Origin of the sequence: Aestuariibaculum sp. YM273, assembly GCF_030908365.1 — a bacterium.
In the GTDB taxonomy this organism is placed as follows: Bacteria; Bacteroidota; Bacteroidia; order Flavobacteriales; family Flavobacteriaceae; genus Aestuariibaculum; species Aestuariibaculum marinum.
This window is the reverse complement of sequence record NZ_CP133090.1, coordinates 2453016-2476494: the sequence shown is the minus strand read 5'-3', so window position 1 is coordinate 2476494 and position 23479 is coordinate 2453016. Positions and strand designations below refer to the sequence as shown.

Here is a 23479-nt window from a genome sequence, read left to right as displayed (position 1 = left end):
ACACTTTGGAATCAAAATTATTAACGAAAACGTTTGAATTAACCTCGATAAAAAATGAATAATTTACACTTTTATTCATTTTGCTTCAGAAAGAACAACATCCTATAATTTACACCTCATATTATTCATACTTTCGCAAAAAATCATTCGTTTTTCATAAAAATTAACAGATATAATAATTTTTTTAATAAAGTTGTTTAGGACTCCATAATAAACATTGGTCTAAAAAAATATGAAATCTGAGTTTTAATTTTAATTTTAGTCGCTATTATATTTTTAACCGAAAACCTAAAAACTTAATTGAATTAAAATGCATTTTATTTCAAATTCTTTAAAAAACTATTTCTCAGTCATTTTGGTTTTAACCGGAATGCACCTTTTTGCCCAATCTTCTAAAAATCCTAACGTTATTGTCATTTATACCGACGACCAAGGCGCTATCGATTTAGGTAGCTATGGTGCAAACGATATTTATTCACCAAATATTGACCAGCTGGCACAGGAAGGAACTCGATTTACCCAAGCTTACGTTGCCGCACCTGTTTGTGCGCCATCAAGAGCAGCACTTTTAACAGGTCGCTATCCTCAAAATGCAGAGTTAACCGGTAATACGTCAGCTGAACCAGGAAGTTCAGGGCTTCCTGCAGAGCAGTATACTTTAGCTGAGTTATTTAAAGATAATGGTTATAAAACAGGACACATTGGAAAATGGCATTTAGGAATGAATGAAGCTTCGAGTCCGAATGGACAAGGGTTTGATTATTCCTTCGGACACCTGAGAGGTTGTATCGATAATTATTCTCACTTTTTTTACTGGGAAGGTCCTAATACGCACGATTTATATGAAAATGGAAAAGAAGTGTTTTACGACGGGCAATACTTTCCAGATTTGGCTTCCGATAAGGCTATAAATTATGTTGAAGAACATAAAGATGAACCCTTTTTTATGTACTACGCCATAAATATGCCGCATTATCCCTACCAACCTACTCAAAAATGGCGCGATTACTATAAAAACATGGAAAAGCCGCGTGGCGATTATGCTGCCTTCATTTCAACCATTGATGAACGCATCGGAATTTTAATAGATAAATTAGATGATTTAGGTATACGTGAAAATACCATTATTATTTATCAATCTGATAATGGCTATTCTACAGAAACCCGAGCGTTTGGTGGCGGTGGCAATGCTGGACCTTACCGAGGAGCAAAAAGTAGTTTATTTGAAGGCGGTATCAGGCTCCCAACAATTATCAGCTGGAAAAATCATTTACCTGAAAACATTGTAAACGATGAATTTTTAATGAACATCGACTGGATGCCTACACTGGCTAAACTTTGTAAGCTTGATAAAATTGAAACCGAAATTGATGGTATCGATATGTCTGGGATGATTAAACGTCCAAATACGGCTTCAAAAAGAACCTCAGCTTTCTGGAAATACGGTAAGCAATGGGTAGTTAGAAAAGGCAACTGGAAACTTATTGGCTTTCCAAAAGACACCTCTCATAAAGGGGAATTAAACTTAGAGGAAGACGCCCTGTTTTTGTCTGATTTAAGTCAGGACGTTTCTGAAATGACAAACCTTGCATCAAAATACCCCGAAAAAGTTAAAGAGTTAACCCAGGAGTTTTTAGCATGGAAACACGGCCACGAAGAAGATATTCCGAAGAAAATAGAAAAAGTATCTAATTTAGCCGCTGGTGAAACCATTAAAGCGACATCGACTCTTAACAAATCATACAACAATGCTGATTTATTAATTGATGGCAAATTAGGCTATACCGATTATGCCTCAGGACAATGGGTTGGTCAAGAAGGTAAAAGTTTAGAATTCATTATTGATTTAAATACTGAAAAAGCGATCAAAAGTGTGAGTGTTAATTCACTTATCAATTCCGGCAACTGGATATTTCCTGTTAATGCTATGGAAATTAGCTTTTCAGACGATGGCAAAACATTCAATTCTTCAAAAGACATAAAAAGAGAAGAAAATAAAACAAAAACAGAAAACTCAACTGAGCATTTAACAATAAATGTGGACAAAAAAAGTCGATTCATCAAAGTTAAAGTTGAAGGTATTGGCAACTGTCCTAAAGGGCATCCTGGTGCTGGATTTCCTGCATGGTTCTTTATAGACGAAATTATTGTAGAATAATTATGAAGCCATTTAAACTAAATATAAATTCTTTTAAATTATTATTTGCTTTAAGTTTTGCTTGTCTTTTAGTCAATTGTAATTCTTCAAAAAAAGAAGAAAAGACCGAAAGGCCAAACATTTTATTTATCATGTCCGACGACCACACCTCACAAGCCTGGGGTGTTTACGGTGGCATTTTAGAAGACTATGTTCAGAATACAAATATTGAAAGACTGGCTGACCAAGGCATGGTGTTAAACAACGCCTTTTGTACCAATTCTATTTGTGTCCCTAGCAGAGCAACCATTCTTACAGGGCAATATAGCAACAAAAATGGGGTTTATACCTTAAGTGATGCTTTACATTCTGATAGTTTGAACGTTGCTAAAGTGCTACAAAAAAATGGATATCAAACCGCTATTATCGGGAAATGGCATTTAAAAGACGAGCCTTCAGGATTTGATTATTACAATATTTTGCACGATCAAGGACGTTATTGGGATCCTATTTTAAGGACTGCGGAAAATTTTAATAAGCCTGCCGAAGCATGGGATGTTCACAAAGGCTTTTCAACCAATGTCATTACCCAACTATCTTTAGATTGGCTGAATCAAAGAGATAAAGACAAGCCTTTTATGCTCATGACACATTTTAAGGCAACTCATGAACCCTTCGATTTTCCAGAGCGCTATAATCACCTGTATGAAAACATTGAAATTCCGGAGCCTGAATCTTTATTAGATTTTTCACCAGAAACTACGGGGCGTTCTATTATTGGTCAAAAACTTGAAAATTTAAGCTGGCGCTATGAGCAGGCTTCAAACGATCCTGAAAACTGGTGGTGCCATTACCCAGGCTTACCATTTTACACCAAAGGCATGGATAGTATAACAGCCAGAAAAGCAACTTATCAAAAGTTTATAAAAGACTTTATGCGTTCAGGCGCGGCAATAGATGATAATATTGGAAAGATTTTAGATTATTTAGAGACATCTGGTTTAGCTGAAAACACCATCGTAATCTATACAGCTGATCAAGGGTACTTTTTAGGTGAACACGGCTTTTTCGACAAACGTTTAATTTATGAAGAATCCCTTCGTATGCCTTTTGTTATTCGTTATCCGAAAGAAATTGAAGCCGGCGGTCGTTTAGATGATATTATTTTAAACATTGATTTTGCTTCGTTATTTGCCGATTATGCCGGCATAAAACTTCCTGAATCGTTTCAAGGACAAAGCTTTAGAAACAACCTTAAAGGCCACACACCTGAAAACTGGAGAACCTCAGCGTATTACCGCTATTGGACCAATCACCCGGAACGCCCAGGGCATTTCGGTATTAGAAATAAACGCTACAAACTGGCATTATTCTACGGACAATCGTTGGACATGACAGGCTCTTCAAAAGAAACTACCGAACCGGCATGGGAGTTTTACGATTTAGAAAAAGATCCGAAAGAAAATCATAATGCCTATAACGATTCAGAATACCAAGACATTATTAAGAACATGAAAGCTGAATTGATAAAACAACGTGAAGCCGTTGGGGACACTGATCAACAATACCCAACCATGCAGGAGATTTTCAAAACACACTGGAATTAATTAAGTCCTAATTATAAAAAGCAAAAAGGTCAGGAATGCGTTCCTGACCTTTTCTAATTTAAAACATAATCAACTCTAGTATATAAATATACTAAACTCTTCTTTCTGCTTTTATGGTGGCTTGCGCCGATACTAATCTGGCTATTGGTACTCTAAATGGCGAACAACTTACGTAATTCATTCCTGTGTTATAACAGAATTCTACTGAGCTTGGTTCTCCCCCATGCTCGCCACAAATACCAACTTTTAAATTAGGTTTTATACTTCTACCGCGTTCGGTTCCCAGTTTTACTAATTGTCCAACGCCTTCCTGATCAAGCACTTCAAAAGGATCAACTTTTAAAATCCCTTTTTGAATGTAAATCGGCAGGAACTTACCAGCATCATCTCTCGAATATCCAAACGTCATCTGGGTTAAATCGTTTGTCCCGAAAGAGAAGAAATCGGCGTGTTCTGCAATTTTATCGGCTAACAATGCAGCTCTTGGCACTTCTATCATGGTTCCAACAGAATACTCAACCTTATCATTTCGTTCTTCAAAAATAATCTTCGCTGTATCTCTAATAATACACTCCTGAGCGATAAACTCATCAACTGTACCTACCAACGGCACCATAATTTCTGGTTTACAAACAATACCGCGTTCTTTTAAATTAAGCGCCGCTTCTATTATGGCACGGGTTTGCATTTGTGTAATTTCAGGATAGGTATTCCCTAAGCGGCAGCCACGATGACCTAGCATAGGGTTGAACTCTTCCAGTTCTGCGACTTTATTTTTAACTGCTTGAAGTGGAATATGCATTTCCTCTGCCAGTTCTTTCTGCGTTGCTAACTGGTGAGGCACAAATTCATGTAATGGTGGGTCTAATAATCTAATGGTAACCGGAAGGCCTTCCATAGCTTCAAAGATGCCTTCAAAATCGGTTCGTTGCATAGGCAGTAAATCCTGTAACGCCTGTTTACGTCCTTTAACGGTATCAGCAAGAATCATTTCGCGCATGGCTTTTATTCTATCGACTTCAAAAAACATATGTTCGGTTCTTGTAAGTCCGATACCTTCTGCTCCGAAGGTTCTTGCTATTTTAGCATCTTTTGGTGTGTCGGCATTGGTACGTACTTTCATTTTAGCATACTTATTAGATAGCTTCATGATTTCTGCAAATTCACCGCTTAATTCGGGTTCTACCGTTTCTACTTTACCTTCGATAATATTTCCGGTAGATCCGTTTAACGAAATCCAATCACCTTCATGATATTCATGTCCATCAACCGTTAAGGTTCGTGCTTTATAATTGATTTTTAAAGCCCCTGCACCCGAAATACAGCATTTACCCATACCACGAGCCACAACGGCTGCGTGCGAGGTCATTCCGCCTCGAGCGGTTAAAATACCTTTGGCAATATGCATGCCTTCTAAATCTTCAGGAGAAGTCTCAATACGTACCAGAATACTACTTTTAAACTTGGTAGCTTCATCAGCGAAAAATACAATTTTACCAGTTGCTGCGCCAGGCGAAGCTGGTAACCCTTGAGCAATTACATGCGCACGTTTTAAAGCTTTTGTATCGAATACCGGGTGAAGTAATTCATCTAACTTATTAGGTTCAATTCTAAGTAGCGCTTCTTTTTCATCTATTAAACCTTCATTTAATAAATCCATTGCTATTTTAACCATTCCTGCTCCAGTGCGCTTTCCGTTTCTGGTTTGCAGAATCCATAATTTGCCTTCCTGTATAGTGAATTCCATATCCTGCATATCGCGGTAATGGTTTTCAAGTTTTTGTTGATAGCCGTCAAGTTCTTTAAAAAGGTCTGGCATCACTTCTTCTAAAGACGGATAATTTTCCTTTCTGTCTTCCTCTGAAATCTGAGCCAGTTCTGCCCAACGTTTAGATCCTAAAATAGTAATTTGTTGTGGCGTTCTTACTCCGGCAACCACATCTTCACCTTGTGCATTAATGAGATATTCGCCATTGAATACATTTTCACCAGTTCCGGCATCACGGGTAAAACAAACACCCGTTGCAGAACCATTTCCCATATTACCATAAACCATGGCTTGCACATTTACAGCGGTACCCCAATCTGCTGGATACCCATTCATGTTTCTGTAATACACAGCGCGATCGCCATTCCAACTATTAAATACAGCTATAATAGCGCCCCAGAGTTGTTCCCATGGATTGGTTGGAAAACTATGTCCGGTTTGTTTTTTAACAGCATCTTTAAAATCGTATACCAAATCTTTTAAATCCTGAACGCTAAACTCGGTATCTAACTGAATGCCACGTTTGCCTTTCAGGTTTTCCATGATTTCTTCAAAAGGATCAATATCGTCTTTTGAAGCAGGTTTCATTCCTAAAACCACACCGCCATACATTTGAATAAAACGACGGTAGGAATCCCAGGCAAATTGTTCGTTATTTGTTTTTTGAGCTAAGCCTAGTACTACTTCATCATTCAATCCTAAATTTAGAACCGTATCCATCATTCCTGGCATAGAAACCCTCGCTCCCGAACGTACAGATACTAACAATGGATTTTCCTTGTCGCCAAACCGGCTACCCATTAAAGTTTCAATATTTGTTATTGACGCTTCAACTTCATCTCTTATCATATCTATAACCGCGACTTCTCCCAGTAAATTATACTCGGTACAAACCTCGGTTGTTATTGTAAATCCTGGTGGTACAGGTATACCAATGGCACTCATTTCTGCCAAATTTGCGCCTTTACCTCCTAAAAGATTCTTCATTTTACTGTTTCCGTCCGCAACCTTATTACCAAACCGGTAAACTCTGGTTTTTTCTGCTTCAAGTAATTCCATAGTACTATCTCATTTAGTTAGACACTTTAGTGTGTCATAAAAGTACTTCATACAGACGGCCATTTAAATGATATAAATCATATTATAATCTATTAAATTTTATTATCAATACATTTATTGACATACCTTTGTAACAGGCATGAATTTTGCCATTGAAAACAAAAATGATTCAAATTTGAAAATCATTTTTAATTCTTTATTTTGCAGTACCAGAAACTAAGACTAAATAATGGCAAACGTTACCAGAATTTTTGACTTTCCATATTATCAGTTAAAAACTTATAATTTAGACAAAGCACTAACGACAAAATATAATGGTGAGTGGGTATCTATATCGACTCAGGAATTTATTGACCAGGCGAATGCTATTAGTCGAGGATTATTACGATTAGGCGTAAAACCAAATGATAAAATTGCCATTATTTCCTCGTCTAACAGAACCGAATGGAATGTTCTGGATATTGGCGTATTGCAAATTGGTGCACAAAATGTACCTATTTACCCAACAATTGCTTCAGAAGATTATGAATATATTTTAAATCATTCGGAGTCTACCTATTGCTTTGTTTCTGATATTGAAGTTTTAAACAAGCTAAACAGTATCAAAAAGAATACAAATCTATTGGGCGTTTATACTTTTGATGACATTGAAGACGCAAATCATTGGTCTGACATTTTAAAACTGGGTGAAGATTCAGGCAATCAAAACGATGTTGAACTTCTAAAAAGCGGTATTAAAGCTGAAGATTTAGCCACTATTATTTATACTTCAGGAACAACAGGAACACCTAAGGGCGTAATGTTATCTCACAACAACTTAGTTTCAAATGTACTAGATAGTGACCGCCATGTACCTTTTAAGCATGGAGAATCTAAAGGCCTAAGTTTCCTTCCTGTATGTCATGTATTTGAACGTATGATTTTATACCTATATATGTATTGTGGTGCTGAAATCTATTTTGCCGAATCTATCGAAAAAATGAGTGACAACTTAAAGGAAGTTAGACCTCATGTTATGACTGCCGTGCCGCGTCTTTACGAAAAAGTATATGATAAGATTATTGCCAAAGGAGCTGAATTAACCGGTTTAAAAAAGAATATTTTCTTTTGGGCTGTAAATTTAGGGCTACGTTACGAACCTTATGGACAAAATGGCTGGTGGTACGAATTTCAGCTAAAATTGGCGAGAAAACTCATTTTTAGTAAATGGCAGGAAGCTCTGGGAGGCAACATAGAAATTATGGTTTCTGGAAGTGCCGCCTTACAACCTCGATTAACTCGCATTTTTGCCGCTGCAGGACTAACCATTTTAGAAGGTTACGGTCTAACCGAAACATCTCCGGTTATTTCTGTTAACGATATGATAAACCATGGGTTTAAAGTGGGGACCGTTGGAAAAGTAATAGACAATGTTGACGTAAAAATTGCTGAAGACGGTGAAATTCTTGTAAAAGGCCCTAACGTGATGATGGGCTATTACAAAGATCCTGAGCGCACAGCCGAAGTGATGACCGATGGATATTTCCACACGGGAGATATAGGTGAAATAGACAAAGAAGGCTTCTTAAAAATTACTGATCGTAAAAAAGAAATGTTTAAAACCTCAGGCGGTAAATATGTAGCTCCTGCGCTTTTAGAAAACAAGTTTAAACAATCGCGTTTTATCGAGCAAATCATGGTTATTGGTGAAGGCGAAAAAATGCCGGCTGCTTTAATTCAGTTAAATTTCGATTTCGTTAAAGAATGGGGAAAACGTCATCATATCATCTTTAAAAATAATGAAGATATGATTACCAATCCTCAACTCTTAGAACGCATTCAGGCCGAAATTGATGTTGCCAATGTCGATTTTGGTAATTGGGAACAAATTAAAAAGTTTGAAATCACACCAGATGCTTGGTCTATTGACGGCGGACACCTAACCCCTACAATGAAACTAAAACGTAAGGTGATTAAAGAAATTTATAAAGACCTGATTGAGAAAATCTATCGCCCTTAATCCTTTTTTGAATTAATACGAATAGCTTAAGGTAACTTTGTTAAAATTCACACATTTATTATGCGTGCATAATAAATTTTTTTATATTTGAAAGAACCATCAAATTTATAAATTAAAATGAATTACACCCTAACACATTTCAATAAATCATATTTAGTTGCGACGTCTAACAACATCTGCCCCTATGTAAATCCATAAGCAATAACAGATGAAAGAAAAAACACCTAAAGAACCAACCATTGATTATGTATTAAGAACAACCTGGCTCACTGTACAAAAAATGTATAACGAAGAAGCTGCTAAATTTGGAAGTACCATGGCAACTGGTTTTACATTATTGAGTATAGATCCTGAAAAAGGAACGGCTTCAACCGCCTTAGGGCCAAAAATGGGCATGGAAGCTACCAGTCTCTCACGAATTTTAAAAACCATGGAAACCAAAGGACTCATAGAACGACGTCCCAACCCTGAAGATGGTCGAGGTGTTATTATTCACCTCACCGAATTTGGTCGCGAAAAAAGAGAGTACGCTAAAAACCAGGTTTTAATATTTAATAACACCATTAAAAACCACATTTCTGAAGACAAGTTGAAACACTTTTACGAAGTTACCGATTTGATCAACGAAATGATTTCAAATAAAAAAATATACAATCAAAACGATTAGAAGTATATAAAACCATGACTAAACGAAGAATTAAAAAAGTAGCCATTATTGGATCTGGAATTATGGGAAGTGGCATTGCCTGCCATTTTGCAAACATTGGTGTCGATGTTTTACTGCTCGATATCGTTCCACGAGAACTTAATGCTACTGAAAAGACCAAAGGTCTGACATTAAACGATAAAATTGTTAGAAACCGTATTGTAAATGATGCTTTAGGAAAGGCTCTAAAATCGAACCCCTCTCCTATTTATCATCAAAAATTTGCTTCGCGAATAACCACCGGAAACCTTGAAGACGACATTAGTAAAGTTGCCCATGTCGACTGGATTATGGAAGTCGTTGTTGAACGCCTTGATATTAAAAAACAAGTTTTCGAAACCTTAGACAAACATCGTACGCCGGGAACTTTAATTACCTCTAACACCTCAGGTATTCCTATTCATTTTATGATTGAAGGCCGAAGTGACGATTTTCAAAAACACTTTTGTGGCACACACTTTTTTAATCCGGCTCGATATTTAAAACTTTTTGAAATCATCCCAGGACCTAAAACATCTAACGAGGTTTTAGAATTCCTAAATGGCTATGGCGAACAATTCTTAGGTAAAACCTCTGTAATTGCTAAAGACACACCGGCTTTCATAGGTAATCGTATCGGAATTTTCGGCATTCAGAGTTTATTTCATCAGGTGAAAGAATTAGGTTTAACTATAGAAGAAGTCGACAAATTAACGGGGCCGGTAATTGGAAGGCCTAAATCAGCAACCTTCCGTACCGTCGATGTGGTTGGATTAGATACTTTAGTTCACGTTGCTAATGGCATTTATGAAAACTGCCCAAATGATGAAGCTCATGAGCTTTTCAAACTTCCGGATTTCATCAATACCATGATGGAAAACAAATGGCTGGGTAGCAAAACAGGACAAGGGTTTTATAAAAAAATAAAAAATGAAGATGGCTCAAGTGAGATACTATCGCTTGACCTCGACACTTTAGAATACCGTAAAAAGAAATCGGCTAAGTTTGCTACACTGGAACTTACCAAAACAATAGATAAGGTTATCGATCGCTTTTCGGTTTTAGTTAACGGAAAAGATAAAGCGGGCGCCTTTTACCGCAAAAATTTTGCGGCTATGTTTGCCTATGTTTCTAATCGTATTCCTGAAATCTCAGACGAACTTTATAAAATAGATGATGCCATGAAAGCCGGCTTCGGCTGGGAACATGGTCCGTTTCAAATCTGGGATGCTATTGGTGTAGAAAAAGGTATCGATATCATGAAATCTGAAGGTTTAGCACCTGCCGCCTGGGTGAATGAGATGCTTTCTTCAGGAAATAAATCATTTTACTCCGTTAAAGAAGGCGCAACCTATTTCTATAATATTTCAAGTAAGTCTCAGGAAAAAGTTCCGGGACAAGATGCCTTTATCATATTAGATAATATTCGAAAATCAAATGAGGTCTTCAAAAATACTGGTGTTGTGATTGAAGATTTAGGCGATGGTATTCTTAATTGTGAATTCCAGTCTAAAATGAACACTATTGGAGGGGATGTTCTTGCCGGATTAAATAAAGCCATTGATATAGCTGAAAAAGATTTCGATGGACTCGTTATCGGAAACCAAGGTGCAAATTTCTCAGTTGGCGCTAATATCGGCATGATTTTCATGATGGCTGTAGAACAGGAATATGACGAATTAAATGCGGCTATTAAATATTTCCAAGATACCATGATGCGTATGCGCTACTCAGCGATTCCAACCATTTCAGCGCCTCACGGCATGACACTTGGTGGTGGTTGTGAACTATCCATGCATGTAGATAAAGTCGTGGCTGCAGCCGAAACCTATATCGGTTTAGTCGAATTTGGCGTTGGTGTGATTCCTGGTGGTGGCGGTTCTAAAGAAATGGCACTACGGGCTTCAGATTCTTTCAAAAAAGGTGATGTGGAATTAAACACATTACAGGAATATTTCTTAACTATTGGTATGGCTAAAGTATCAACATCGGCTTACGAAGCCTTCGATTTAGGCGTGCTACAACAAGGAAAAGATATTGTTGTGGTAAACAAAGACCGACAAATTGCAACGGCTAAAGCGCATGCCAGACTACTAGCAGATGCTGGCTACACGCAACCTATAAAGCGTAACGATGTTAAGGTGCTTGGTAAACAAGCCTTGGGTATGTTTTTAGTCGGTACCGATGCTATGGAAGCTTCGAGATACATTAGTGAACATGACCATAAAATAGCTAACAAATTAGCCTATGTAATGGCTGGTGGCGATTTGAGTGAACCGACTCTGGTTAGCGAACAGTACTTATTGGATTTAGAACGGGAAGCCTTCTTAAGTTTATGTACCGAACGTAAAACTTTAGAGCGTATTCAACACATGCTAAAAACAGGTAAACCATTAAGAAACTAAACTAAGATGAAACAAGCATATATAGTAAAAGCATATAGAACGGCGGTTGGAAAAGCCCCTAAGGGTGCATTCCGCTTTAAACGAACCGATGAATTGGCTGCTGAAACCATTCAGTATATGATGAAAGAATTACCTCAACTCGATAAATCACGCATTGATGATGTTATTGTTGGTAATGCTATGCCAGAAGGGTCTCAAGGTCTTAACATGGCTCGATTTATTTCTTTAATCGGTTTAAATAGTGTTGATGTTCCGGGTGTTACCGTAAACCGATTTTGCGCATCTGGGATTGAAACCATCGGCATTGCAACAGCAAAAATTCAAGCAGGAATGGCCGACTGTATCATTGCAGGTGGTGCGGAAAGCATGAGTGCTGTACCCATGACAGGCTTTAAACCAGAACTAAATTACAATACCGTTAAAGCTGGTCACCCAGATTATTACTGGGGTATGGGAAATACAGCCGAAGCTGTTGCTAATCAATTTAAAGTGTCTCGTGAAGATCAGGATGAATTCGCCTACAATTCACATATGAAAGCTCTAAAAGCTCAAGCTGAAAACCGTTTTCAGGATCAAATTGTACCAATTGAAGTGCAACAAACATATATCGATGACAACGGTAAAAAAGCAACAAAAAGCTATACAGTTACAAAAGACGAAGGACCTCGTGCAGGAACCAATTTAGAAGCTTTAGCAAAATTACGTCCTGTATTTGCTGCCGGCGGAAGCGTTACAGCAGGTAACTCCTCTCAAATGAGTGATGGTGCGGCCTTTGTTATGATTATGAGTGAAGCTATGGTTAAAGAGTTAAATCTTGAACCTATTGCACGTTTGGTAAATTATGCTGCTGCAGGTGTAGAACCGCGCATTATGGGTATTGGTCCTGTAAAAGCCATTCCTAAAGCGTTAAAACAAGCAGGTTTAAAACAAGCCGATTTAGAGCTTATTGAATTAAATGAAGCCTTTGCGTCGCAATCCATTGCCGTCATCAGAGAATTAAACCTAAACCCAGATATTGTCAATGTGAACGGAGGCGCCATTGCCCTTGGTCACCCATTAGGCTGCACCGGAACCAAACTTTCGGTTCAACTATTTGATGAAATGCGTAAACGCAATATGACTGGTAAATACGGCGCAGTAACCATGTGTGTAGGCACAGGACAGGGTGCCTGTGGAATTTTTGAATTTTTAAACTAAAAAGAACTTAATACGATTTATTATGGAATCTACTAAACAAGATATTATTCGCGGCGGACAATTTTTGGTAAAAGAAACCAACTGCGAGGATGTGTTTACTCCCGAAGATTTTAGCGAAGAACAACGCATGATGAAAGATGCCGTAACCGAGTTTGTCGATCGCGAATTATGGCCTAACAAACCGCGTTTTGAAGCCAAAGATTATGCACTTACAGAATCCTGCATGCAAAAAGCTGCAGAAATGGGATTCTTAAGCATATCGGTTCCTGAAGAATACGGCGGTATGGGCATGGGATTTGTAGACACCATGTTAGTCTGCGATTATATTTCAGGTGCTACTGGTTCCTTTAGTACAGCCTATGGTGCACATACCGGTATTGGAACGATGCCCATTTTATTATATGGCACCGAAGAACAAAAACAAAAATACGTTCCTAAATTAGCTTCTGGTGAATGGTTCGGATCGTATTGTTTAACAGAACCAGGTGCTGGTAGTGATGCCAATTCTGGAAAAACCACCGCTACCCTTACAGAAGATGGTAAAAGCTATAAAATTAACGGTCAGAAAATGTGGATTTCAAACGCGGGATTCTGTAGTTTAATGATTGTTTTTGCCCGTATTGAAGATGATAAATACATTACCGGTTTTATTATAGAATACGATCCAGAAAACCCAAATGGTATTACCATGGGCGAAGAAGAACATAAATTAGGAATTCGGGCTTCATCAACACGACAAGTATTTTTTAATGATACCGTAGTTCCTATTGAGAATATGTTATCCGAAAGAGGAAACGGATTCAAAATTGCTATGAACGCCCTAAACGTAGGTCGCATTAAATTAGCAGCTGCCTGTTTAGATGCACAACGTCGTACCATTACCGAATCGGTGAAATATGCAAATGAACGTATTCAGTTTAAAACACCTATTTCAAGTTTTGGGGCCATGCGACAAAAAATTGCAGAAATGGCAACCAACTGCTGGGTAGGAGAAGCGGCAAGTTATCGTGCAGCAAAAAATATTGAAGACCGTATTGAAATAAGAAAGGCTGAAGGCAAAGACACGCATCAAGAAGCAGAATTGAAAGGTGTTGAAGAGTACGCCATTGAATGTTCTATTTTAAAAGTAGCGGTTTCAGAGTTTATTCAGCATTGTACCGACGAAGGTATTCAGATTTTTGGGGGCATGGGCTTCTCTGAAGATACACCTATTGAATCGGCTTGGCGAGATGCCAGAATTTCAAGAATTTACGAAGGAACCAACGAAATCAATCGTATGCTTTGCGTAGGTATGTTGATAAAAAAAGCAATGAAAGGCCATGTTGATGTACTCGGTCCTGCTATGGCGGTTAAAGATGAACTTATGAGTATTCCTTCTTTTGAATCTCCAGACTACTCAGCTTTATTTTCAGAAGAAAAAAACATCATTAAAAATCTTAAGAAACTGTTCTTAATGGTGGCTGGAGCTACACTTCAAAAATATGGCGAAGACATCGACAAACATCAACAACTCATGTTGGCTGCTTCCGATATTTTAATTCAAATTTACTTAGCTGAGTCAGCTATTCTACGTGCCGAAAAAATGGCTAAAAACGATGGTGAAGACAAAGCTAAAGAACAAATAGCGATGGCCAAATTGAATTTATTTCATGCCATCGATGTGATTGAAACCGCAGGTAAACACTCCATTATTTCAATTTCAACCGGCGACGAACAACGCATGATGCTTATGGGCTTAAAACGTTATATAAAATACGTCAACATGCCTAATATCATCGAATTAAGAAACGTCATTGCCGATAAAGTAATTACTGAAAACAAGTACTGTTTTTAAAAATATCTCGTGACTAATTCAATTTATAAAGGCGTTTCAATGTTATTATTGAGACGCTTTTATTTTTTTAAGTATTTTAGTAAAAATCATTTTTTCATGAAACTAACTACAACCTATATTTTACTTCTTTTCTCCTTTATCATTAATGCACAAACCAATCAAAAAATCTACGATATTATTGATGCAGTTTCGGCTGAGCGAATTGAAAAAGACATTCAAACTTTAGTAAATTTTGGTACCCGAAATACCTTTAGTGATACAATTTCAAACACCAGAGGTATTGGTGCTGCCAGACGATGGATAAAACAAGAATTTGAAAACATTTCAAAAGGTTGTGACGACTGCTTAGAAGTGTTTTATCAAAAAGATTTTGTGACCAAAGCAGGTAATAGTCGTGTGCCACATGATGCTTGGGTGGTTAATGTGATAGCCATACAAAAAGGAACCAAATACCCAAACAGCTATATTATTATGAGTGGGGATATCGATTCACGTGCTAGCGACACTATGGATTTTACAACCGATGCTCCCGGTGCTAACGATAACGCTTCTGGAATGACTGGAACCATGGAAGCCGCAAGGGTATTATCTAAGTACAAATTTGAACACAGCATTGTGTACGTTGGCCTTTCCGGTGAAGAACAAGGTTTATTTGGAGGTAAAGGTTTAGCCAATTTTGCCCAAGAGCACAACTGGAATATCGTAGGCGTTTTTAACAACGATATGATTGGAAATATTAAAGGGGTTGATGGGGTTATTGATAATCGAACCTTTAGGATTTTCTCAGAACCCGTTCCTGCCAACGAACCTGAAAAAACCAGAAAACTGCGACGTTTTTATGGTGGTGAAGTTGATGGTATCTCTCGGCAACTAGCCAGGTATGTTCATAAAACAACCAAAACCTATATGCCCGAAATGAACCCGATGATGATTTACAGGTTAGACCGTTTTGGTCGTGGTGGTCACCATCGCCCGTTTAACGATTTAGGGTTTCCTGCCATTCGCATTATGGAGGCTCATGAAAATTACACGCAACAACATCAGGATGTTCGCGAAGAAAACGGCATAAAATACGGAGATGTTTTAGAACATGTAAATTTTGAATATGCAAAAAAACTAACCGCGGTTAACGCCATTAATATGGCAAGTTTAGCTTCAGCACCTCCTGCCCCTATTGAAGTTGCTATAGGTGGCATTGTTGAAGCCTCGGCAAAATTAAAATGGAGTAAAGTTGAAGGTGCCAAAGGTTATAAAATATATTGGCGCGATACAACCTCTCCTACCTGGGATTACAGTCGATACGTCGGTGATATTTCTGAATTCACCTTAGAAGGCGTTGTGATTGACAATTACTTTTTCGGCGTTTCAGCAGTTAATAAAGATGGCTTTGAAAGTGTAGTCACATTTCCCAATGCTATAATTAGAAATTAACATAGATTTAGCATCTCTTTAAATAGGTTTTTAATTAATTTACGGTTTAAACTAATTAAAATGAACATCCGTTTTTTACTATTTTCTATATCCTTTTTAGCTTTATCGTTTTCGGCAAAAGCGCAGTTAATGACCGATAAGACTAAATTCACCCAACAAGACACCTTACGCGGAAGCATTACTCCCGAACGCGCTTGGTGGGATTTAACCTATTATCATTTAGATGTTGAAATAGCTCCTGACAAAAAGTTCATTTTTGGTAAAAACACCATTCAGTACACCGTTTTAGACCAACAAACCGTGATGCAAATAGACCTACAGGAACCTTTAAGAATTACTAAGGTTACTCAAAATGGAAAACCTTTAAAAGTAGAACATAACGGCAATGCTCATTTTGTAACACTCAAAAAGAAACAAACCGTTGGAAGCACAAAACAAATAGAAGTATATTACGAAGGACACCCTAAAGTCGCGATTAAAGCCCCATGGGATGGTGGGTTTTCATGGAAAAAGGACAAACACGGCAATCCGTTTGTAGCCACCTCTTGTCAAGGTTTGGGAGCCAGCGTCTGGTGGCCATGTAAAGATCATATGTACGACGAAGTCGATAGCATGGATATAAGCGTAACCGTTCCAAAAGGATTAATGGATGTCTCTAACGGACAATTTGCAGGTAAAACAGAAAATGAAAAAACAACCACTTACAACTGGACAGTAAAAAACCCAATCAACAATTACGGTGTTAATGCCAATGTTGGTGATTACGTGCATTTCTCTGAAATCTACGATGGAGAAAAAGGGCCTTTAAATATGGATTACTATGTCCTAAGAGATCATTTAGAAAAAGCCAAAGAACAATTCAAACAAGCCCCTAAAATGATGAAGGCTTTTGAATATTGGTTTGGTCCTTATCCGTTTTACGAAGACGGTTTTAAAATTGTTGAAACGCCATATTTGGGCATGGAACACCAAAGTTCGGTAACCTACGGAAACGGGTTTAGAAACGGTTATTTAGGACGTGACCTTTCTGGAACGGGCTGGGGATTAAAATTCGATTTTATCATTGTTCATGAATCGGGTCATGAATGGTTTGCGAATAACATTACTTACAAAGACGCTGCCGATATGTGGATTCATGAAAGCTTTACAAACTACTCCGAATCACTGTATTTAGAATATTACTTCGGAAAAGAGGCTGCTTCAGAATACGTTATAGGCATAAGAAAAAATATTTTAAACGACAAACCTATTATCGGGCCATACAATGTAAATAAAGAAGGTTCTGGCGATATGTACTATAAAGGCGCTAATATGATTCATACGCTTCGCCAATTGATTGAAGATGACGAAAAATTCCGCGGTATTTTGCGTGGTATGAATGAAACCTTTTATCATCAAACCGTAACAACACAACAAATCGAAAATTACATCAGCAAACAAACCGGATACGATTTACAGGAGTTTTTCGATCAATACCTGAGAACAACAAAAATTCCAACTCTAGAATATTCTGTTAGCGACAAAGAGCTTAAATTCCGTTGGACGAATATTATTGAAAAATTCGATATGCCTGTACGTGTTTCTCTTAACGGAAGAGGCCAATGGATTTACCCAAAAGCAGACTGGAAAACAATAACGCTTGACTCCTCGGAAAACACCTTTAAGGTTGATCCTAATTTTTATATTGAAACCAAAAAACTATAAATGATATGTTGCCTGAGCTTTACTTTAAAACGGATAAGGAATGGCGTAACTGGCTTCATGAAAATCATAATACAGCATCTGGTATTTATTTAATTTTTTTCAAGGTAAACCATGAAAACGATAGCATGCGATGGGAAGAGGCTGTTAAAGTAGCGCTATGTTATGGCTGGATTGATTCTACAGTTAAGAGTTTAGGTGATGGCAAACGCCGACAATATTTTACACCAAGAAACCCTAAAAGTGTTTGGAGTGCGGTCAATAAAAAATATATTGAAGCATTACTTGCTGAGGGTTTAATGCACAAAAGTGGCTTAGAAACCATTGAAAAAGCTAAAGAAAATGGCAGCTGGTCGGCATTGGACGATGTCGAAAACCGCATCATCCCCGACGATTTACAGATGGCATTCAACAATAATTTAGAAGCCTACAATAATTACCTCAATTTTGCACCTTCCTACCGAAAGAGTTATCTATACTGGCTGAATCAAGCCAAACGTGAAGCGACAAGAAAAAAGCGCATAACTAAAATCATTCAATTATGCGCTGACAATATAAAATCTAGAGGCTCTTACTAAACCGTTTTAACTAATAAATACTAGATTCTGCCGAACGCTGATTAATAGAGCTATTAAATATTGATAAAATACGTTTTGCTATTCCTGTCCATCCAAAATTACGACGTGCAAAACGAGCACCTTCAACCGATAATTCGTTTCTCAATTTAGGGTATAATAATGGCATCGACATCATTGCTCCAAATTCTACCGGACGATGCGGATCGGCAAATAACGCCTGATTACCAAAGTCAATTAAATCGTATAATCCGCCATGAACAGTAACCACACTTGGTGTACCACACGCCATAGCTTCAATAGCTACCATTCCGAAGGGTTCATAACGCGATGGCATTGCAAAAATATTCGCTGAGCGATATACATTGGCTAAATCTTCATCGGCTACGTAACTTTTCCAGGTAATTTTATCTAATATACCTAATTCTCCCGCCAGTTTTTTAAGTCCTGCAACCCCTTTATCATCTTGCTTTGAGTTATCTCCTCCAATGGCAGCCACAAGTCGGGCTTCCGGACAGAGTTCAAAAACGGTTGGTAATGACTGAATCAATAAATCATACCCCTTATTATGAGCCATACGCCCTAAAGCTAAAATATCGGTTGGCTGAATATCGTACTTCACTCTTATCTTATCGTTTTCTTTAGATGGTACCGGGAAAAATCTATTCTCATCAATTCCCGGAGGAATCATACCACAATTACGTGGCAACACATCGTATTGTTGTGTTAATAAATCGACTTGCGGTAAGGTGGTTGCAATAACATAATTACACATTTGATATACAAAATACTCCTTTCGAATACGTTCTTTAAAGCGATATTTCTTTTCCATGTCCTCTTCCTCCATATCACTTCCCATGGTATGCTGTTTCCACCAACCTAAAGAGTGTGGCGTATGCACATGACAAACACCTAATTCTTCAGCAATTTTTTGTCCTGCCCAACCAGCATCCCAGTAATGGGTATATACCACATCATACTTTTTTCTTTCTTTTTTAATTGCCGCAAGACAGTTAGTCACAAACTTTTTCAGGTGATCGTGCATATCTTCCTTTCTAATGAATTTTTTACCACCAAAAGGAATACGCCATACACTGTAATTCTCATCGACGTGATCATATTCTGGTTGGTCTTCAAATTGTCGGGTTACCAAATCTACCTTTTTTCCTAATCGACTAAAACGTTCTGCGAGCTCTAAAACATAAACTACTTGTCCTCCGGTATCAGGCTTTCCTAATTCGGCATTAGCACCAACGTATCCGTGCAAAGAGATCATTAAAATTGACTTCATATTTTTATATTTTAGTTATTAAATTACTTTTAAATCGTTACAAGCAGAAATGTACTGTGCTGCAGACCAGGCCTGATATGCTTTACCCATAGCCTTACCTGATGTACCATGAGCCCACTCGGTAAACTCCCATTCCTCGGTAAGTCCTTGTTTGTTAATTAAGGCGAGCTTGTATAATTCTGAAATGGCTACTTCGCGTAAGCCCAGCTTATTCACAAACTTCACCCAGAACCCACCAACGAAAGGCCAGATACCTCCATTATGATAGTGATGTGGCAGGTTTAAAAGGTTCACGGTGTAATATGGTCTCCAATCCGGATCGCCTGGTGTTACTACTGGATACACATTTCGAATAGGGAACGGATCGTTCACCCCAACTCCCAAAATAAATTTGAAGGTTTGATGTGCTTTTTCAGCATCTACTGTTCCGTGAAGAAAAGCTAAAACATTTCCAAATACATCACAGCGCCAGCTAAAATCGAACGGCGTTGTTTGTGCTATTAAATAAGAGGTATCACCAAGTGTAAACTGACGTTCGGCAAACGATACTGACTGAAATAATTTCTGTTGTGTAGAAGGCCAGAAGTTTTGAAGAATTTCCTTTTTAATAACCTGAGACCATCTGATATATTCTCCGGCTTCCTCATAATCACCGAGCATTTCAAGCATACGTCCGTAACATACATTAGCACGATACCATAAAATTTCGTCGTACAGAATGTTATAACTTCCACCGAATAAATCCGTCCAGTCACCTGCCTCAGGAATCTCCAGTAAAGCATCGTTATTACTATCATGTGCACCAAGCCAACGCATGGTTTCTTTAATATCTGAAATATACTTACGAAGAAAATCGATATCCTTCGTGACATTGACATATTCGTAAAAAGCAATCACGACCCAAATACCGCTATCGATAGAACAAATACCCCCTACCCCAGAATAATCAGCTACATTATCTTTAATGCGAACGTTTGATGGAATTTGTCCGTTACGTGAAATATGCTCGAAAAGCGTTACTAAAGTTTGCCTTTGACATTTATGAATCTCTTCATCATGAATAAGTGATAAAGACCCAATAACGGTAATTGCTCCATCACGAGCCCAAACACTGTGATAATTTTCATCGGTACCACTAGGGACATTATCTTTTATAGAACAGGCTGAAAATCCGAGCGGCGTTATATTCTTCTTTAACGCAATAATGGCTTTATCATAGCCTTCACGGATTAGTTCTAATTTTTCCTTGTCGTCATCTTCAGCAATATGACTCAACTCCTGCTGAATAAAATAATCATCGGTATGATCTTCTTCTAAGCAGGTTTTTGCTTCTTCAGGTAAGACTTTATAATAAATTAGACCTTCTACAACTCCATTTCCATGATCTCCTTCAGAATGATAAACCTGTCTGTATTTAGTAAACTTATACAGTTCTTCATGGGCATTTGCAACCACAATACCACGAATGCCTTTCATATTAAACATAGCCGAATCATTACCGCTATCACCAGCAACCAAAACATTTTCTGGTGTTAAATCTAATTTAGAAAGTAACCACTGTAGCGCATTGCCTTTATTCGCCCATTTTGGTAATACATCCAAAAATTTATTTCCGGAGTACACAATATTCACCAACATATTAGCCTTTGCAAAATCCGCTTCAATACTTTCAATGAGTTCATCGTTAGCATCGTGAAAAAAGTAGCTTCGTTTGTATGAATGTTGAAATTTTGCAGGCTGATCACTAATAGGATGGTCTATACTTTGAATTAGCTTTTCTACAGCATCTAAATCCCAACCTTCATCTAATACATCATTAAATTCTTTAACAACACACCCTTTGTTGCAATCGTAAATAAGCGTTCCAACTCCTCCAATAATATAGTCTGGTTTCGGGAGTACTCCCTTTTTTATAAGCCGAAGTACATCATCAATTAACCGTCCTGTATTATAGGTGAGTATAATACCTTCGGGCTTATATTTTTTCCAGATTTTTTTAAAATTACTTTTAAGTGTGTGAAATTCTATTAATGTGTTATCAATATCGAAAGAAAGGAGCTTGATAGGACTCTCATCTGTAAGGTTTGTTTCCATATTAAGAAATTCTGAAGCGTTTTATTTGTTTTTATGTAAAAAACCACGAAAAACACATGGTTTTTGCTTAATATACGCAAAAAATCACGAAAAACTACCCAAAAAAGTTCTTAAGAAAACCTGTCGAATAATTTTTTATTGGAATAAAAAAAATTGGTGGTTTAAAATACAGATTTGAAAATTAAACCACCATATACCATGAATATGAAAATGAGAAAAAACGGTATTAAATACCACTTATAAAACTGCCGTACGGGTCTTTAAACTGCATGCCTTCGGTGAAACGATGCTTACTTAACTGGTTAAATTCAGCAAGTCCCCAAAGCACAAATTCTTTTACAAAATAGCTATCTGTTTGATCTAAATTGGGCTGATATTTTCCTAATAAATCGTTTAAAGGACTCACTCCTTCTAGCAGACTTTTATATTCTTTATCTCTTAAACTATCTAATAATTCAAAACCATCCTTCTGATTAAAAAACCAGGAAATGATATCATCGTATGGTGTTTCTTCTTCCTGCTTCTTTAATTTTTCAATTTTCGGAAAGTATTGAACAAACAAACTTTTAACAGCTTCTCCTATTAAATTATAAGCCACCACAGCCGCTCCTTCCTGCTCACCTTCATATACCAACTCTACTTTTCCTGTAATAGAAGGAATGACTCCAAGAAAATCTGATAAACGCACCGTTGTTGTTTCATCGCCTGCAAACAACGCTCGGCGTTCTGCTGTGCTTAACAAATTCTCTAACGCCGTAATACTTAAACGTGCACTCACACCACTTTTGGCATCTATATAATCACTTTTACGAGCTTCAAAAACAATTTGCTCTAATAAATCACGAGCCAAGTCCGGTACGACAACCGTTTCCTTCTGGCTTTCTACGAGTTTGGCTTCCTGCTCTGTAATTTGACGAGCCGTTTCAATATTTACCGGGTAATGTGTTAAAATCTGAGAACCAATTCTATCTTTTAATGGGGTAACAATACTCCCTCTGTTAGTGTAATCTTCAGGATTTGCAGTAAAGACAAACTGAATATCTAAAGGTAACCGCAATTTAAATCCACGTATTTGAATATCACCTTCCTGCAATATATTGAATAAAGCCACCTGAATTCTGGCTTGTAAGTCCGGTAACTCGTTAATTACAAAAATAGAGCGGTTAGCACGAGGAATCATACCGTAATGAATAACTCGATCGTCGGCATAGCTCAACTTTAGGTTTGCTGCTTTAATCGGATCAACATCTCCTACAATATCGGCCACGGTCACATCTGGTGTGGCTAATTTTTCAGCGAAACGCTCACTTCGGTGTAGCCATGCTATAGGAGTCGTATCGCCTTTTTCCTTAATCAATTCCGTTGCATATCTTGAAATAGGCTTAAACGGATCGTCGTTAATCTCGGAACCTTCAACATAAGGAATATACTCATCTAACAAATTCAACATTAAACGCGCTAAACGCGTTTTGGCTTGCCCGCGTAATCCTAAAAGATTGATATTATGACGCGATAGAATAGCGCGCTCCAATTCAGGAATAACGGTGTTTTCATAACCATGTACTCCTTCAAAAGTTGTTTCCTTCTTTTTTATTTTCTGAACCAGATTATCACGTAACTCATCTTTTATCGATTTACTTGTATAACCTGAAGCTTTTAATTCACCTAATGTTTTTATATTTTCAATATTCATAAA

At 37.6% G+C, this 23479-nt stretch carries 14 protein-coding genes; 10 read left to right on the top strand and 4 right to left on the bottom strand.

Annotation, left to right across the window (positions count from 1 at the left end; genetic code table 11):
• Positions 1–310: 310 nt before the first annotated feature.
• A complete protein-coding gene (locus tag RBH94_RS10640) occupies positions 311–2158 on the top strand; it encodes a sulfatase-like hydrolase/transferase (RefSeq protein ID WP_307880880.1) in 1848 nt (615 codons plus the stop codon).
• 2 nt (positions 2159–2160) lie between these two features.
• On the top strand, positions 2161–3744 hold the full coding sequence (locus RBH94_RS10635; RefSeq protein WP_307880879.1) for a sulfatase: 1584 nt from the start codon (positions 2161–2163) through the stop codon (positions 3742–3744).
• Between the two features lie 91 nt (positions 3745–3835).
• Here RBH94_RS10635 and ppdK read toward each other — a convergent pair whose 3' ends face one another.
• Positions 3836–6571 carry a pyruvate, phosphate dikinase gene (ppdK, locus tag RBH94_RS10630; RefSeq protein WP_307880878.1) on the bottom strand — a complete coding sequence of 912 codons (2736 nt, stop codon included), beginning with the start codon at positions 6569–6571 and terminating at the stop codon, positions 3836–3838.
• A 229-nt stretch (positions 6572–6800) separates the two neighbouring features.
• Here ppdK and RBH94_RS10625 point away from each other — a divergent pair, with 229 nt between their 5' ends.
• The 8 genes from RBH94_RS10625 to RBH94_RS10590 all read left to right on the top strand — a co-directional run bounded on the left by RBH94_RS10625 (position 6801) and on the right by RBH94_RS10590 (position 18401).
• Positions 6801–8570 carry a long-chain fatty acid--CoA ligase gene (locus tag RBH94_RS10625; RefSeq protein ID WP_307880877.1) on the top strand — a complete coding sequence of 590 codons (1770 nt, stop codon included), beginning with the start codon at positions 6801–6803 and terminating at the stop codon, positions 8568–8570.
• 208 nt (positions 8571–8778) lie between these two features.
• Positions 8779–9237, top strand: coding sequence for a MarR family winged helix-turn-helix transcriptional regulator (locus tag RBH94_RS10620; protein WP_188224404.1), 459 nt, complete (start codon positions 8779–8781; stop codon positions 9235–9237).
• 14 nt (positions 9238–9251) lie between these two features.
• The gene (locus RBH94_RS10615; protein WP_307880876.1) at positions 9252–11660 is read left to right on the top strand and encodes a 3-hydroxyacyl-CoA dehydrogenase/enoyl-CoA hydratase family protein; all 2409 of its coding nucleotides are present in this window, start codon (positions 9252–9254) and stop codon (positions 11658–11660) included.
• A 6-nt stretch (positions 11661–11666) separates the two neighbouring features.
• Positions 11667–12857, top strand: a complete 1191-nt coding sequence (locus RBH94_RS10610) for an acetyl-CoA C-acyltransferase (RefSeq protein ID WP_307880875.1) — start codon at positions 11667–11669, stop codon at positions 12855–12857.
• Positions 12858–12879: 22 nt separating this feature from the next.
• Positions 12880–14691: an acyl-CoA dehydrogenase family protein gene (locus RBH94_RS10605; protein ID WP_307880874.1), complete on the top strand. Its 1812-nt coding sequence runs from the start codon at positions 12880–12882 to the stop codon at positions 14689–14691.
• Between the two features lie 96 nt (positions 14692–14787).
• Positions 14788–16122, top strand: a complete 1335-nt coding sequence (locus tag RBH94_RS10600; protein ID WP_307880873.1) for a M28 family metallopeptidase — start codon at positions 14788–14790, stop codon at positions 16120–16122.
• Positions 16123–16182: 60 nt separating this feature from the next.
• Positions 16183–17826: a M1 family metallopeptidase gene (locus RBH94_RS10595; RefSeq protein WP_307880872.1), complete on the top strand. Its 1644-nt coding sequence runs from the start codon at positions 16183–16185 to the stop codon at positions 17824–17826.
• 5 nt (positions 17827–17831) lie between these two features.
• Positions 17832–18401 carry a YdeI family protein gene (locus RBH94_RS10590; protein ID WP_307880871.1) on the top strand — a complete coding sequence of 190 codons (570 nt, stop codon included), beginning with the start codon at positions 17832–17834 and terminating at the stop codon, positions 18399–18401.
• A gap of 10 nt (positions 18402–18411) precedes the next feature.
• On the opposite strand, the gene RBH94_RS10585 is transcribed toward RBH94_RS10590, so the two are convergent.
• From RBH94_RS10585 to RBH94_RS10575, 3 genes are all read right to left on the bottom strand, one after another.
• Positions 18412–19689 (bottom strand): glycosyltransferase, encoded by a 1278-nt coding sequence (locus tag RBH94_RS10585; protein ID WP_307880870.1) that lies wholly within the window; start codon positions 19687–19689, stop codon positions 18412–18414.
• 18 nt (positions 19690–19707) lie between these two features.
• The gene (locus RBH94_RS10580) at positions 19708–21783 is read right to left on the bottom strand and encodes an HAD-IIB family hydrolase (protein ID WP_188224413.1); all 2076 of its coding nucleotides are present in this window, start codon (positions 21781–21783) and stop codon (positions 19708–19710) included.
• Between the two features lie 226 nt (positions 21784–22009).
• Positions 22010–23476: a sigma 54-interacting transcriptional regulator gene (locus tag RBH94_RS10575; RefSeq protein WP_307880869.1), complete on the bottom strand. Its 1467-nt coding sequence runs from the start codon at positions 23474–23476 to the stop codon at positions 22010–22012.
• Between the last annotated feature and the right edge of the window lie 3 nt (positions 23477–23479).